Genomic DNA, 16,354 nt, shown 5'->3' on the forward strand with positions numbered 1-16,354 from the left:
ATAAAAAGATGGTTTACTTCTTAATTAGAATAAAATATTAAAGAATTACATATGATAATTATGCTTAATTTTGAAGTAACTAATCGGAAGTGATGATGCACTATTATAATATTCAGCGTATTCATAATTTAAAATCTGAAGGATAAAACTCATGATTAGTTTTATCTGTTTCTTAGTGGGATTACTTAGTTTTTCTCACTTTAGTGTACTCACAATATTAGTTTTTAGCTTAATCACTCTCTGCTTATATCGAGTATGTTATTACTTTAACTTTCAAAAACTTCAAATTTACTCATCATATCTTTATGGTGGATTGAGCACAGGGTTAATTTTAAGATTAGGTATTTATTTTTGGTTAAGTAAAAACTATGTATTACTGATGATTATCCTACCAATAATCGGGGTGCTCCTGATTGTGGTTTATGAAGAATTATTTAAAAAACATTATTCTCTTAGTCTTATTGCTTTTTGGGAAAGTGAAGAGCTTTGTACTAAAAAACCAGAGATTAAAAATGATTGTGCGAAAGTATATTTGCAGTTGAGGGACAAAAAACCAAATCCAAGCAGTTTTTATACATTTAGTCCGAAAGAAGCCTATTTACTTGAACAATTTAGTGCTTTGCATTTTTTTGAAATTGTACGTAATAATCATCGTCAATTTTTAGATGGTTTAGAAGAATTATTTGAAATATATATGCATAACCCTCCTTATGACTTAAGAGATTTTCCTTTACCTGAACGGGCAGATATTAATTGGGGCGGTACAGTTTTACCAAATTTTAGGTCCACGATGGATCGGATAGAATTTGCTTATATAAAAATAAAATCAGGTGATTTTACTTATCTAAATTGTGTGGGGGAAATTCGTTCGAATGACAAGGGGCTAAGTGAATTTTCTCCACATTGGATGGATGATCTACCTAACGATAAAGTACGACAATGTTGGGATTATTATTCAATTACAAATCGATATGCCTCAATTATTAGAAATTCTTACCCAAAAAATTGGGATATAGGTTTTCTTGAAGCCGAATTTCCAGAAGCAGCTATATTTCAAGGAATTGATGTTGATTTACCAAACTCTTATCCAATATATCGGATAAATTTTGAAATAACCGTTAAATCTAATGAGAAAGTAAAAACGACAGGGATTTATATTTGCAAAGAAGACCAGAAGTGGATTGAGTTTATAGCTTCAAGCAAAGAAGAGGATAGAGGGTGGGGAAGTGTAGTACCAATCGGGGTGGATCCAGACACATATGAAACATTGTATGCTGAAGTGAATTGGATATTAATTGAAAGAATTGCTGATGAAGGTGGTTCAGATAATTCTTTGGATGTTGAAAATATAAAGGCCTTATCAAGCCAAAGTTGCCCAAGATCAGGATATTGGTGGAGTCCAGCAAACAAATCTCAATCTCGTTATTTTGAACAAGGAGAAATTTTTCCAAAAATTGAAAATAGTGATTGGGGTGAAACGATTTGGTATTTAGAAATCACTAATAAACTACAGTGAAATATTTTAAGATTTAACCGCAAGAAATGGCGCTTTCATAAAGTGAAACTTGGTTATATTCCATAATATGTCATGATAGAAAAATCCCATCGAACTGCATGGGATTTTATACTGATTATTAAGTGAGTATGCTGGTTTATTGACTTTGCGGTGAGTCTTGTACTGGAGTTGGAATGGCAGCCTTTGATTGTTGTCGAGTTAAAATCAAGTGTGCGATCATGCCAATACAAATTCCCCAGAAAACCGAACTAAATCCTAAAAAATGCATACCTGATACAGTGGCAAGAAAAGTAATGATGGCAGCATCTCGTTGTGTTTCATCTTTCATTGCAATACCAAGATTGGTGGTAATTGCTCCGAGTAAGGCCAATCCAGCAAGTGCTGCAATCAACTCTTTGGGAAGTATGCTAAATAGCATCACCAAACTGCCTGCAAATAATCCCCCTAAAATATAGAAGATGCCATTGGCAATACCTGCGATATAGCGTTTTTCTTTCAATTCATGCGAATCTTTACCCGTGCAAAGTGCAGCAGTAATCGCTGCTAACACAATCGTGATTCCACCAGTAAACGCTACAGCAATAGAGGTGATACTGGCTATGCTTAAAATCGGTTTAGCAGGTGTATCGTAATGATTCAGTTTGAGAATTGCCATACCAGGCAAGAACTGACCCGTTAAACTGACAATTGTAAGTGGAATTGCAAGATTCAATGTAGAAGACCAGGTCCATTCTGGACTGATCAGAACAGGAACTGCCAATGAAAAATCCATTGGTACTGGATTGATTTTTCCAAAGATAAAACTGAGTGCAATACCTGAAAATAATACCCAAATTATGGCATAGCGAGGTGAAAAGCGTTTTGCTAGTAAAAAGCAGATCAGCATACCAAAAACGACATAGGGCATTGTGTCAGTAGCTTTAAACAGACCTAAACCAAACTGGAACAGAATTCCAGCCATCATTCCTGCTGCCAGCCCTTGTGGTATCCATTTTAAAAGTTTGTCAAAAGAACCAGTAATCCCAATGATAAAAATAATGATTGCAGAAGTAATATAGGCTGCAACAACTTCATTCAGAGAAATATGCGGAAATAAAGCCACCAAGAGCGCCGTTCCCGGTGCTGACCATGCGGTAATAATCGGCGTTTTAAACTTAATGGATAAAATGATTCCAGTGATTGCCGCGCCAATAGAGCTCCCCCAGATCCATGATGCCATCATGGTTGAGGAAACATTGGCTTGTTGAGCGGCCTGAAAAAAAATGATCATTGGCCCTGCATAAGAAATCAGTACAGCTAAAAATCCTGCAACTGTCGCTGACAAAGACCAATCTTGTTTTAACGTTTTGAACAGGGATGCCATTGGGCAAAGCCTCCATGCATTGAATTTCAATGATCCTGCTACATAAAAAGGAGAACAGTTTTAACCCTGATCACCACCACCTACAGGAACAATAGTACCTGTCATATAAGAGGATTCATCAGACGCAAGAAATAATATTGCATTGACTTGTTCCTGAATCGAACCATAACGGCCCATAAAAGTGCGATCAATGGTTTGATCTACCACATCTTGCATCCATTGTTTTTCATTTTCGGTCAATGCCATAGTATTACGAGGGACTTTACGTGGAGGTGCTTCTGTACCGCCAGTCGCAACAGCATTAACCCGAATACCATCTTTGGCATGTTCAAATGCAAGTGCTGTGGTTAGACCATTTACACCACCTTTGGAGGCTGAATAGGGCACTCGATGAATTCCACATGTTGCAATAGAAGATACATTAACAATGGTACCTTTCTGATTTTTGATCATTTCGGGCAGGACTGCTCGACAACACCATAAGGTTGGAAATAGTGAGCGATGCACTTCTTTGATGATTTCTTCTTCAGAAAACGTTTGAAACGGTTTCATCCAAATTGCACCGCCGACATTGTTAATCAAAATATCAACACGCTTATAGCGTTCAATAGCTTTAGCAACGACAGCTTGAGCACCCGCTAAAGTTTCCAGATCTGCATTGACGGTGATTGCATCACCGCCATTTTTGTTAATTTCAACAAGCACGTCTTCGACATATTCTGAACGGTCAGCCATAACCACATGCGCACCTTCCGCTGCCACTTGTAGGGCGACACCACGACCAATACCTTGTGCGGCACCAGTAACAATGACAACTTTGTTTTTAAATCTTTGGCGATCTGACATTCTTCTCAGCTCCTGAACAGTACGATTTTAGTTTGCAGAGAATTTCTCAAATAAGAAGTTTGCAGGTTTAATCCCTTCAGTATCCAACCAGCCTCGAACAGCTTCAACCATAGGAACAGGACCACATAAATAAACATCGACGTCACCGCCATTTAGCCAGTCATTGTCAATATGACCTGTCACATAACCTTTGCGTTCATGTGTTGATTCAGCATGTGCAACGACTGTACGGTATTCAAACCATGGCAGTTTATTTTGCAGTTCATTGAGCTTTTCAAGTGCTACAAGGTCAAAATCATTGGTTACTCCAAATACTAAGCGCACAGGGTGTTGTGAGCCTTTGTCTTCAAGCACTTGTAACATCGACATAAATGGTGCAATACCTGTACCGCCTGCCAACATAACGACAGGGCGAACTACATTACGAAGGTAAAAACTTCCAAATGGACCAGTAAAGGTCATTTTGTCGCCCGCTTTGGCATTTGCACTTAAAAAGTCACTCATCTTTCCATTTGGAACATTACGTACCACAAAGCCTGTTAAGCGATTTCCGGGTTTTGAACTGAATGAATAAGAACGCGTTTCAGTGGTCTGTGGAATTGCCACATTGACATACTGACCTGCAAGAAAATGAATATCGGGTTGGCCTTCATCTAATTGAATATCAAAAGTGATGGTGGAATCAGAGAGCTTTTCAACACGAGATAATGTACCTTGAAATGCATGAATTTCGGTTTTGCATACTTCAGATGAAGCTTGAATCTGAAATACGGCATCAGAAGTAGGTCTACATTGGCAGGCCAAGATATAGCCTTGTTCAGCTTCTTCTGGTGTTAAAGCATCCTCAATATAACTTTCTTCAGGCATGTCAAACGAACCAGATTCACAAAAAGCACGACATGTACCGCAAGCACCATCACGGCAATCTAAAGGAATATTGATTTTCTGGCGATATGCTGCATCAGATAAAGTTTCACCTTGTGTAACTGAGATAAAACGCGTTACGCCATCTTCAAATTGAAGAGCAACATTGTGGTTTGACATGGCTGAAAATCCTATAAAAATCTTTAAAACTTTTGAGTGCTTTAGCCAACTTTCCATTTGGCTAAAGCAAACACCTCATATTTTTGTTTACACAATTCGAGATAAAAATTAGAGGTGGTAAATATCGATGACTTGGTTGATGTAGTCATTTTTTAGCACCACATATTTATTCAGAATTTGTGGTTGTGTAGCAGAAAAGTCGATGACATAACGAGACATACCAAAGTAGCTATAACTGTTTTTGTAACGAAAGCTCAGTGTATTCCAGTTAAAGCGGACTGTGACTTTGTCACCATCTCTTTCGATAATTTCAATATTGCTAATATTGTGGCAAGTGCGTGTATCAGGCATGGTTGCTGAAGAACGTTCAGTTTTAATCCGAAAAACACGGTCTTCCAAACCTTGACGGTCAGGGTAATAAATCAAAGAAATTTCAGACTGAGGATCTTCGGTCAAACGATCATCATCATCCCAAGCAGGCATCCAAAAACATGCCGAGGGTGAGTAGCAGGCGAGCCATTGATCCCATTGTTCATCATCTAAAAAACGTGCTTCGCGGTAGAGAAATTGCGCAATATTTTCTAAAGAAACTTGATCGATGTTTGCTGTTGCATTCATGCTGTTGCTCCTTGCTGAGATGTTTCTTGTTGAGCAAGATTTTTTTCAGATTGAATGGCATGTTTCATCATTTCTAACCAGTATTGATGTTGGGCAAGATATAAGCCTTCATCTTCTGTTTTAATACCACTCAGTTTAGGTTTTAAGCCAATTTCATTGGCCGCATCATCAGGTCCTTGAATCCAGTGTTTTGACCCACGACACATGTCATTCCATTCAAGCTCAATACCAGCATAACCCGCTTGACAGGCACGGAATTCTTCAAGGTCATCAGGGGTTGCCATGCCCGAAGCATTAAAGAAATCTTCGTATTGGCGAATACGTCGTGTACGCGCTTCAGGACTTTCACCTACAGGTGCAATACAGTAAATCGTCACTTCAGTTTTATTGACTGAAATTGGACGCAATACACGAATTTGTGAACCAAATTGATCCATGAAATAGACATTTGGATAAAGGCATAAGTTACGTGAACGTTCGATCATCCATTTCGACATTGGGGCACCGAATTTTTCAGTGTACTCATCAGCTTTTGGATAATTAGGACGATCTTCAGGGTTTGCCCATTGAGTCCATAACAGCATATGTCCATGCTCAAAACCGTATGAGCCGCCACCTTGTTTGCCCCAAGCACCTGCACTCATTGCACGTACATTGTCATTTTCTTGCTGTTTTTCTTTACGTTGCTGTGTGGTCGCTGCATAGTTCCAATGTACAGCTGAAACGTGATAACCATCTGCACCATTTTCAGCAGTCAGTTTCCAGTTACCTTCATAGGTATAGGTTGAAGCACCACGTAAAACTTCTAAACCTTGCTCAGATTGATCAACAATCATGTCAATGATTTTGGTTGTTTCACCTAAAAATTCTTCTAAACTTGGTACATCTGGATTTAAACTGGCAAATAAGAAACCTTTATAGCTTTCAAAACGAGCTACTTTTTTCAGATCGTGTGAACCTTCTTTATTGAAGCAGTCTGAATAACCAGCATCGCTTGGATCTTTAACTTTGAGTAGTTTTCCAGAGTTATTAAATGTCCATCCATGGAATGGGCATGTATAAGTCGCTTTATTACCACGCTTATGCCGACAAAGCTGTGCGCCACGGTGTGAACACGCATTGATCATGGCATTTAATTCACCATTGCGATTACGTGCAATCATAATGGGCTGACGCCCCATAGTGGTGGTGTAATAATCGTTGTTATTTGGAATTTGGCTTTCATGTGCCAAGTAAACCCAGTTGCCTTCAAAGATGTATTTCATTTCTAGGTCAAAAAGGGCTTGATCTGTGAAAACAGAACGATGAAGTTTAAATTCACCCGTTTCAAAATTATCGACTAAAAGTTCGTCAATTCGATCAAGATGGCTGGTATTTATAACAGGAATACGTGGCATATGGGTTCTCCGACTTTCCAATGAGAGGAAGTCCCCGAAGTGCTGCAATAGTGCAAACATTTCGGTTCCGTGCGTGTGGGTTTAAGCGCTTGCGCGACGACGATCTACTTCTGTAGATGGTGCTTTAGGTTGTTCTTTTACCAGTGCTACATTGAATGAAATGCGTTTAAATGGTTTGTTGAGACCACGACGGGCAATTTCAGCTTCATCACTGATATCAATAGCTGTTGCCACTAAGCCATCACGTGTTGCAAAGGCAAAATCATCCCAAAGGTATTGATCACCTTCGATGTTGAATTGTGTGGTTAATTTGCGATAGCCGGGTGCAGATACGAAATAATGCACATGAGATGGGCGGTTACCATGGCGGCCTAATTTGTTCAGTACAAACTGAGTTGTCCCTTGTGGTGGACAGCCATAGCCAACGGGCATAGTTGTTTGTGCAACATACTGACCATTGCTATCAGTCAATATGCTACGGCGTAGATTAAAATCTGACTGTGATTTATCAAAGAAAGAGTAATTACCTAAACTGTTGGCATGCCAAATTTCAACTTTAGCATTTGGGATAAGATTGCCATCTGTGTCAGTTACTGTACCTTCAATAAATAGGGTGTCGATTTTATCGCTCTCTGAACCATCGTCCATGCGAGAAAAGCCGACGGACTCAGGCGCACCAGCGACATATAATGGGCCTTCAATGGTGCGTGGTGTGCCACCTGTGATACCTGCTTTTGCATCTGCTTCATCAGCACGTAAATCCAAATAATGTTCCAAACCTAAACCCGCTGCTAAAAGACCAAGTTCATTGGCTTGACCTGCATCAGTAAAATATTCTAGGCCTTTCCATAATTCACTTTGTGAAATGTCTAAATCTTCAATGGCTTGAAACAAGTCAGCTAATAAACGTACCACTACTTGTTGTACACGTGTATCGACTGCACCTGTTGCAGTGTCTACATTCATTTGTTTGACCAAAGTATCGATTTCTTGACGGTTCATACTAGATCTCCTGCAGTATGCGTGGTTTGGCATTGCATACGAAAAAAATCGTTTGAAACTTTGCTGCCCACTTTCCATGTTCTTCATGTGCGAGATTTAAAGCTTGAACTGATAAAAGTGATTCATTGGGCTAACAGAATGAGATTCTTTGGCTGGCTGTGAATATCAAAAGTTTTACAGTCTTGCTTTACATCTTGCTTTTGATATACCTTAAAAGAATGGATGATCGCTGTCTAAGATCAAATTTGCATTTTTTTATATCATAAAGGTATGGAGTTTGAGATGGAACTCAGGCATTTGCGCTATTTTGTTGCTGTTGTAGAAGAACAAAGTTTTACCAAAGCAGCAGAAAAGCTTTATATTGCTCAGCCTCCACTGAGCAGACAGATTCAAAACCTTGAAGGTGAATTGGGTATCGCGCTTTTTGAACGTGGAAGCCGTCCGTTAAAAACCACAGAAGCGGGGCAATTTTTTTATCAACACGCTGTTAAACTTTTGTCTAATGCCGAAGAAGTAAAGTCCATGACCAAGCGAATTGGCTTGATCGAAAAAACCGTAACAATGGGGTTTGTGGGTTCTTTATTGTATGGTTTATTACCCAAAATCGTTTATATGTTCCGTCAACAACAGCCGCATTTAAAAATTGAGCTGATTGAAATGAGTACCAAAGATCAAATTCAGGCGCTTAAAGAAGGGCGTATTGATGTTGGATTTGGACGTTTAAGAATTTCTGATCCTGCCATTAGGCGAGTTTTGTTACGAGAGGAGCCGTTAATGTTGGCTGTCCATATCAGTCATCATCTTGCTACAGATTCTAAAGGCACTTATTTTGCCGATATTGAAGATGAGAACTTATTCCTTTACCCAAGTCACCCTAAGCCCAATTTTTCCACTCAAGTACGTCATCTGTTTTCCGAGCATGGTCTAGATCCTAAGAATCTAAAAGAAGTTCGAGAAATTCAACTGGCTTTGGGATTGGTTGCTGCAGGTGAAGGGGTATGTATTGTGCCCGAGAGTGCAAAAACCATTCAATTGCCGAATTTAATCTATATCCCATTGTTAGATAGCTCTGCAAAAAGCCCAATTTTTATGGCAATACGTTGTATGGATGAAAGTGAAAATATTCGGTCTTTATTTGATTGTATTTATCAGGTTTATGATTTAGAAGGTTTTCAATATGATCGTGCGAGCTTTACGACCATCTATTAAACCGCTGTCATCAATCAAAAAATGCGCATATATTGTTAATAAATTAGCATTGAAAGTTCCTTCTCCCTTTGGGAGAAGGCTAGGATGAGGGTGCTTTTATGTTGATTTATGATTTAAAAAAGGACTTAAGATAGAAGCCTATTCAGTTCAATCATTGAATGAAAAGTCATTTATAGATGTTATTTTGCGTGAAAAGTAACATATTGAAAAATCAGAAAAAGTCGATTGATTTGTTCTAATACTCTAAAAATATCGAGATAATCATTAAAATAAAAAATAAATCATTGAAAATATAAAGCCCGATTTCTTTATTAATTCTTTTTAATCCCTTGTTTATTCAATAAAAAATATTAAACCGACTTTTAAGGTATGGATATATATTCAATCGGTTTTGGACAAAAAATAACAGCTGCCTCATTGTTTGAAAAAATTTCGTAGCGTTTCACCGCAGGAGGCAAAAGTGCAAACGAGTAAACTAAATATTAATCGCATCGTGGATGAAGCAAAATTCACCCCTTTTCATTGGGGGGTTCTATTGTGGTGTTTATTAATTATTATTTTTGATGGTTATGATCTGGTTATTTATGGCGTAGCTTTACCTTTATTGATGCAAGAGTGGGGATTAACTGCTGTACAAGCAGGCTTGCTAGCCAGTACAGCACTTTTTGGCATGATGTTTGGTGCAATGAGTTTTGGAACACTGTCTGATAAGTTGGGCCGTAAAAAAACCATCATGATTTGTGTGGCTATTTTTAGTGGATTTACTTTTCTCGGTGCATTTGCATCAACACCCGTTGAATTTGGGATTCTCAGATTTTTAGCAGGACTTGGTATTGGTGGTGTGATGCCGAACGTGGTGGCTTTAATGACTGAGTATGCGCCTAAACGTATACGTAGCACACTGGTCGCTGTTATGTTTAGTGGCTATGCCATTGGTGGTATGACATCTGCCTTGCTGGGTGCTTGGCTGGTGGTCGATTATGGTTGGAAAATCATGTTTTATATCGCGATTATCCCATTCTTAGCTTTACCCCTTATTTGGAAGTTTTTACCTGAATCATTGATGTTTCTAACTCACCAAGGCAAAACGGATCAAGTGCGAGAAGTGGTACAGAAAATTGCACCGCAGCAACAGATCCATTCCTCGACTCAATTTGAATTAAATGAAGTCACCGCTGGTGATGAAGCACCGTTACGTGCATTGTTTCAGCAAGGCCGTCGATCAAGCACAGTAATGTTCTGGATTGCTTTCTTTATGTGTTTATTAATGGTTTATGCACTCGGAAGTTGGTTGCCTAAATTAATGATCCAAGCAGGCTATTCACTGGGTGCAAGTATGATCTTCTTATTTGCATTAAATATTGGTGGCATGGTTGGTGCAATTGGTGGTGGTGCTTTGGCGGATAAATTTCATATTAAACCCGTATTGACCATCATGTTTACGGTTGGTGCGATTGCGCTCATTTTCCTTGGTTTTAAAAGCCCACAATTCATTCTCTATACCTTGATTGCAATTGCTGGTGCAGCAACCATTGGTTCACAAATTTTACTCTATACCTTTGTTGCACAATTTTATCCAGCAACAGTACGTTCTACAGGTATGGGGTGGGCGTCAGGCATTGGACGAATTGGTGCCATTGTTGGACCAGTCTTAACAGGTGCATTGCTGACTCTAGAGTTACCTCACCAAATGAATTTTCTTGTTATCGCTGTCCCAGGATTTATTGCAGCACTGGCAATATTCTTTGTGAATTTAAATGCTTCAGTGGAAAAAACTCAAACGGCCGAAGCACCAACAACTCAACAAAAGATTGTTGGAAATACAATTAACTAAGCTCGTAAACCAAACTCACGCACAAACTGACTTGGTATTTCAGCCTGAATCATGAGGATTAAGGCTGGTTCAAAATAATCAATCGTAGAGAATAGGATGCTTTCTACAATGAAAAAATTTAACTACAACATCATTTTGGTGTCAATGGGATTACTTAGCCTAAATATGGCGCATGCAGATTCGATGACAGAAGTTGAACAGTTACGTAATGAAGTTAAACAATTACGTTCAATGATTGAACAACAGCAACACATGCAAAATAAGCAAATTGTGGCATTGGAAAATAATGTTAAAGCGGCACAGGTTGTATCGCAGGCAAAAGATCAAAGCTTTGCACGAACAAAAGCAGGTGCAGAAGTAACACTATATGGGAATATCCGTGCGGATCTATTGTATCAGTCGGAAGGTGGAAGTGCCGATCGACTGTATAATCAGATCAATAGCGTACCGCTTAAAGGCCATAATGAAAGTAGTGATCAATTAAAATCAACACTTGCCGCGACTCGTTTAGGTTTAGATTTTAAAACTGCTGACAAAGATATTTCAGGAAAAATAGAAGTTGATTTCTTGGGTGCGAATGATGGACTTAGAATTCGCCATGCCTATTTTAATTATGGTCAATGGTTGATTGGTCAAACATGGTCTAACTTTGCAGTTCCCGATTATATGCCAGAAACAATTGATGCTTTGGGTTATGTGGGGGGCGCTGTTAAACGAGATGCACAAATTCGTTATACCCATAAATTTAATGCAGAAACACAGCTGGTAACGGCTTTGGAAGATTCCAAAGATGCCTTATCGAATATGCGGATCCCGGTTTTATCAACTCGACTAAATCAATCATTTGCTGATCGGACAGGTGCATTGAGTTTGCGAGGCATGGTTAGTGAAAAGAGGACTGTTGCTGATAATGAACTCGCTTGGGGTATTGGACTTGGAGCAAAATACGATATTTCTGCAAAAACCACATTTAAAGCAGATTATTATCATGTTAAAGGTGATTCCATTTTAGTGTCATGGACGAACCAAGGCTTTGCTATAGATGCCAATAAAAATATCATGGCGCTGAATCAATTTGACTCAATCACTGTGGGGCTGACGCAACAGTTTAACTCACAATGGCGAGGAACATTGGGATATGGCTATATGAAAGCAGATGAAAATCAGGATTATATTCGATATTTGAGTGATCCGACCAAAGCTAATAAAACACTTTGGCAAGCTTGGGCCAATGTATTTTATAGCCCGAAAAAACCGTTAAGTTTTGGTCTGGAATATGTTTATGGTGAGCGTAAAGCCTTTGTTGCAGCGCCAAATGGACAGGATACAGGTGAGGATAATCGTTTTAATGCGGTTGCGATCTATAATTTTTGATAAATACTTCTATTTAGTCTTCTTGCGAAAGTAGAGTTTTAGAGGATATTAAAATGAGGTGAAGTCTTTAAAAAAAATATGAAATTTACACTATTCTATAAACGTTAATTCATATGGTGATAAAGTTTGTACAGCCATACCTTGCATTTAAAGTTTAATTATATTTGCGTAGGCGATGCCTCCCTTTGCAGGGATGAAAAGGGACAAAAATCCTCTGTTGGGTGAGAGGTACGTCCTGTACCCCCACCCAACGGCGACATCCATGTCGCCTCACGATAGAATGACCATGTATGGTTCAATAATGTATAAAGCTGTTTAATTTATATGATGATCAATATATGGATTGGTATTAAATAACGACTTTAAAAGCGTTTTTTAAAGATAACATGAGTAATTTGATAAAAAACCTCTTTTAATTTGATTTAAACAAGGTTTTTTATATTGTTCGTTATTCGTTTAAATTAAGCGGATTCTTTTAAAAATAAACGGATTGCTTGGCTAAATTTTACGGGCTCCGTAATAAGCGGCGTATGCCCTGAACGTTTAAAAATAATATTTTTCGCATTGGCCAAACTGTCAGAAATTTGCATTTGACCTTCAGCAGGATAGAGTGATGATTTTTCCCCAATAAAAAATGTAGTTGGACATTCCAATTGTGAAATTGCCTGACGATAATCTTCATCATGGTTTAGATAATTATCGATATACCAAGTTAAATAATCCATTCGACGGATAGGTAATAAATGTTTTTGTAATTGAGGATGTTTAAGCGCCAAATTAAACATAAATGGGCTTAATTTATTACTGCCTTGAATTTTAATAAAATTTAACCAAATTTGAATCAGTTCAGTTCGTGGTTCAATTGGTAATTCATCAACAAAACGATAGTTTGAATATTGATGTAAAAAATCAGAGAAGTCTTTTAGCAATCTTTTAATTTTAAAATACTTTTTCCCAAATAAACCAAATTCCCATGTTTCATCCGTTGGAATTTTAGGGGTTTGATCAATGTGTAGATAAGCTTTGAGTTTTTCAGCCAAATTGCCATATTGCATCCCATGCATGGCAGTGGTTGCTCCCATGGAATAACCCATAAGAATAAAATGATCTAAATTTAACTGGTCAATTAAGCTTTCAAGATCACGCCAATGGTTGCTAATCGCATCGATTTCTTGAGGGATCTTACAGGTTCTAGAGCCACCAAATCCGCGCCAATCTGGGATATAAAATTTATAATGTTTAATATTAGGCAGTAAAAAGGGAAGCCATTGCCAACTATGCATACCTAAACCAGACAGAACCAGTACAGGTTCCCCCTGACCAATTTCACGAACAAATAATTTTTCGCCATCTGGCATTGTATAGTGTGGCATGCAGTTTCCTATGAATTCTCTTTATTCTCAAACGCTTTAAGCTGTGGAATGACTTGGTCGAGCCAATTGATCCAGCCCATTTCTAAGTCTATACCTAATTGTAAAATCATTTTGTGAATATATAAAGTTCGATCCAGTTGCTCGATTTGTTCAAAATCTTTGGAAAAAATCTGGCGGTATAGTTTTAAATTTTCACGATGTAATTCTAAATGACGCTCAAGTTCAGGTAAAACAGTATTTCCACCAAATTGTGCTTCTGCTCGTAAGCGAACCATAATTTCTTCACGAAGCTGGGCAGGTTGGCCTTGTTTAACCATCCAGTCTGCCAGTTCCACTCGTCCAAGTTGCTCAACTTGATAGGTTTTTTTTCTGCCATGATCAGACTGATCTTCAAGGGTGGAAATCCAGCCTTTCTTTTGCATACCGTTAAGTTCACGGTAGATTTGTTGATGCGTTGCATTCCAGAAGAATCCCATAGATCGGTCAAAGCGTCGCGCCAATTCAAAACCTGTACTTGGCTTCTCTATCAGACTGGTCAATAAAACATGGGCTAATGACATTGTGTAATATCACATCAACAAAATGAATATAAAGTCATTATGCAACATGTTGCATAAAAATCAAATCTCGATTATAAATACTCACACTATGCAACTTGTTGCATTAAACAGATATGAAGTGTCATTTAACAGATTGATAGCTAGCGAGAGCACGCCAAGGGAGTTCACATGTCTAATTATCCGCATTTACTTGCGCCTTTAGATTTAGGCTTTACCACATTAAAAAACCGTGTATTGATGGGTTCAATGCATGTTGGACTAGAAGAAGTTCAAGGTGGATATGAACGTATGGCTGCATTTTATGCAGAACGTGCAGCAGGTGGCGTTGGCTTAATTGTGACGGGTGGTATCTCGCCCAATGATCATGGAGTAACATTCTTTGGTGGTTCAAAACTGGATCATTTAGAAGAAGCAGAAAAACATAAGGTCATTACCAAAGCTGTGCATGATGCTGGCGGTAAAATTGCACTGCAAATTTTACATACAGGTCGTTACTCTTATCAGCCTGAGAATGTTGCACCATCCGCGATACAAGCGCCAATCAATCCAACTAAACCGCATGCTTTAACTTCAGCAGAAGTTCATCAAACCATTGCAGACTTTGCCAACTGTGCAAAATTGTCACAAATCGCAGGTTATGATGGTGTGGAAATCATGGGATCAGAAGGTTATCTGATTAATGAGTTTATTGCTGCACGTACCAATCACCGTGATGATGAATGGGGTGGGAGTTATGAAAATCGTATCCGTTTCCCAATTGAAATTGTCAGAAGAACACGTCAGGAAGTCGGCGAAAACTTCATCATTATCTATCGTTTATCTATGCTGGATTTGGTTGAAGGTGGCTCTACACTTGAAGAAGTGATTCAACTTGCGAAAGAAATTGAAAAAGCTGGTGCAACCATTATCAATACTGGAATTGGCTGGCATGAAGCACGTATTCCAACCATTGCCACCAAAGTACCGCGTGCCGCATTTACTTGGGTGACTAAAAAATTAAAAGGTTCCGTCAAAGTTCCTTTAATTACCTCGAACCGTATCAATACGCCTGAAATGGCTGAGCATGTCTTGGCTCAAGGCGATGCTGATATTATTTCGATGGCGCGCCCAATGCTTGCAGATTCGCATTTTGTATTGAAGGCTGAACAAGGCCGTGCTGATGAAATCAATACCTGTATCGGTTGTAACCAAGCTTGCTTAGATCATATTTTTTCAATGAAAATTGCAACGTGTTTGGTCAATCCACGTGCATGTTATGAAACTGAACTTATTTTTAAAGAATCGCCAGTAGCTAAAAATATTGCTGTGATTGGGGCAGGGCCAGCAGGACTTAGTTTTGCAACATATGCAGCTGATCGTGGACACAAAGTCACAATCTTTGAAGCATCTAATCAGATTGGTGGTCAGTTTAATATTGCAAAAACCATTCCTGGCAAAGAAGAGTTCTATGAAACTTTACGTTATTTTAAACGTAAAATTGAATTACAACCGAATATCAAACTGGTACTTAACCACACTGCAAGCTATGAAGAATTAGCGACAGGTGACTTTGATGATGTTGTGGTGGCTACAGGTGTAACGCCTCGTCATTTAAATATTGAAGGTATCGATCATCCAAAAGTTTTGTCATATATCGAGGTTTTACGTGAGCGTAAACCTGTCGGTAAGAAAGTAGCAATTATTGGTGCAGGCGGTATTGGTTTTGATACTGCTGAATATCTTTCCCATGAAGGCGAGAGTGGCAGCTTAAATCCACAAAAATTCTATGATGAATGGGGAATTGATACATCCTATGAACATGTGGGTGGTTTGAAACAACCTGAGATCGAACAATCTCCTCGTGAAATCTATTTACTGCAACGTAAAGCCAAATCTGTTGGCGCTGGTTTAGGTAAAACAACAGGTTGGATTCATCGTACTGGTTTAAAACATCGCCATGTCAATATGATTCCTGGTGCAAGTTACGACAAGATTGATGATCAGGGCTTACATATTACAGTTGGCGAAAAAACCATGATTTTAGATGTCGATAATGTGGTGATTTGTGCGGGCCAAGAACCCTATACAGCAATGTTTGATCAACTCCAAGCTGATGGAAAATCTGTACATTTGATTGGTGGTGCGAAAGAAGCGGGTGAGTTAGATGCGAAGCGTGCAATTCGCCAAGGCGCTGAATTGGCAGCTGTGATTTAAAAGGATTAACGCTGTTTGAACTCCT

The 16,354-nt window shown here is 38.7% G+C and carries 13 protein-coding genes; 5 read left to right on the forward strand and 8 right to left on the reverse strand.

The window, feature by feature from the left end:
* The first annotated feature begins 151 nt into the window (after positions 1-151).
* Complete coding sequence (locus tag FY049_RS05725) at positions 152-1,516, forward strand: hypothetical protein (RefSeq protein WP_446083346.1); 1,365 nt, start codon at positions 152-154, stop codon at positions 1,514-1,516.
* Positions 1,517-1,652: 136 nt separating this feature from the next.
* Here FY049_RS05725 and benE read toward each other — a convergent pair whose 3' ends face one another.
* The 6 genes from benE to catA all read right to left on the reverse strand — a co-directional run bounded on the left by benE (position 1,653) and on the right by catA (position 7,786).
* Positions 1,653-2,879: a benzoate/H(+) symporter BenE gene (gene benE / locus FY049_RS05730; protein ID WP_154130071.1), complete on the reverse strand. Its 1,227-nt coding sequence runs from the start codon at positions 2,877-2,879 to the stop codon at positions 1,653-1,655.
* A 60-nt stretch (positions 2,880-2,939) separates the two neighbouring features.
* Complete coding sequence (gene benD / locus FY049_RS05735; protein ID WP_446083347.1) at positions 2,940-3,725, reverse strand: benzoate diol dehydrogenase BenD; 786 nt, start codon at positions 3,723-3,725, stop codon at positions 2,940-2,942.
* A 27-nt stretch (positions 3,726-3,752) separates the two neighbouring features.
* Entirely contained in the window at positions 3,753-4,769 is a 1,017-nt protein-coding gene (gene benC / locus FY049_RS05740) for a benzoate 1,2-dioxygenase electron transfer component BenC (RefSeq protein ID WP_151803075.1), read from the reverse strand.
* A gap of 108 nt (positions 4,770-4,877) precedes the next feature.
* On the reverse strand, positions 4,878-5,387 hold the full coding sequence (gene benB, locus FY049_RS05745; RefSeq protein WP_004821879.1) for a benzoate 1,2-dioxygenase small subunit: 510 nt from the start codon (positions 5,385-5,387) through the stop codon (positions 4,878-4,880).
* Entirely contained in the window at positions 5,384-6,784 is a 1,401-nt protein-coding gene (gene benA / locus FY049_RS05750; RefSeq protein ID WP_446083493.1) for a benzoate 1,2-dioxygenase large subunit, read from the reverse strand. Before benA ends, benB begins: the two co-directional genes overlap by 4 nt.
* Before the next feature lie 81 nt (positions 6,785-6,865).
* Positions 6,866-7,786: a catechol 1,2-dioxygenase gene (gene catA, locus FY049_RS05755; RefSeq protein ID WP_270382470.1), complete on the reverse strand. Its 921-nt coding sequence runs from the start codon at positions 7,784-7,786 to the stop codon at positions 6,866-6,868.
* A 282-nt stretch (positions 7,787-8,068) separates the two neighbouring features.
* Here catA and FY049_RS05760 point away from each other — a divergent pair, with 282 nt between their 5' ends.
* From FY049_RS05760 to FY049_RS05770, 3 genes are all read left to right on the forward strand, one after another.
* Complete coding sequence (locus FY049_RS05760) at positions 8,069-8,995, forward strand: LysR family transcriptional regulator (protein ID WP_004821871.1); 927 nt, start codon at positions 8,069-8,071, stop codon at positions 8,993-8,995.
* 460 nt (positions 8,996-9,455) lie between these two features.
* The gene (locus tag FY049_RS05765; protein WP_446083348.1) at positions 9,456-10,829 is read left to right on the forward strand and encodes an aromatic acid/H+ symport family MFS transporter; all 1,374 of its coding nucleotides are present in this window, start codon (positions 9,456-9,458) and stop codon (positions 10,827-10,829) included.
* A gap of 108 nt (positions 10,830-10,937) precedes the next feature.
* Positions 10,938-12,203, forward strand: a complete 1,266-nt coding sequence (locus FY049_RS05770) for a DcaP family trimeric outer membrane transporter (RefSeq protein ID WP_446083349.1) — start codon at positions 10,938-10,940, stop codon at positions 12,201-12,203.
* 461 nt (positions 12,204-12,664) lie between these two features.
* Here the strand turns inward: FY049_RS05770 and FY049_RS05775 are convergent, their stop codons facing one another.
* The gene (locus tag FY049_RS05775; RefSeq protein WP_034615279.1) at positions 12,665-13,576 is read right to left on the reverse strand and encodes an alpha/beta fold hydrolase; all 912 of its coding nucleotides are present in this window, start codon (positions 13,574-13,576) and stop codon (positions 12,665-12,667) included.
* An 8-nt stretch (positions 13,577-13,584) separates the two neighbouring features.
* Positions 13,585-14,136, reverse strand: a complete 552-nt coding sequence (locus FY049_RS05780) for a PadR family transcriptional regulator (protein ID WP_004719902.1) — start codon at positions 14,134-14,136, stop codon at positions 13,585-13,587.
* 168 nt (positions 14,137-14,304) lie between these two features.
* On the opposite strand from FY049_RS05780, the gene FY049_RS05785 reads away from it, so the two are divergent.
* Positions 14,305-16,329: an NADPH-dependent 2,4-dienoyl-CoA reductase gene (locus tag FY049_RS05785; protein ID WP_004719904.1), complete on the forward strand. Its 2,025-nt coding sequence runs from the start codon at positions 14,305-14,307 to the stop codon at positions 16,327-16,329.
* Positions 16,330-16,354 lie beyond the last annotated feature (25 nt).

Source organism: Acinetobacter sp. 1125_18A (genome assembly GCF_052824985.1).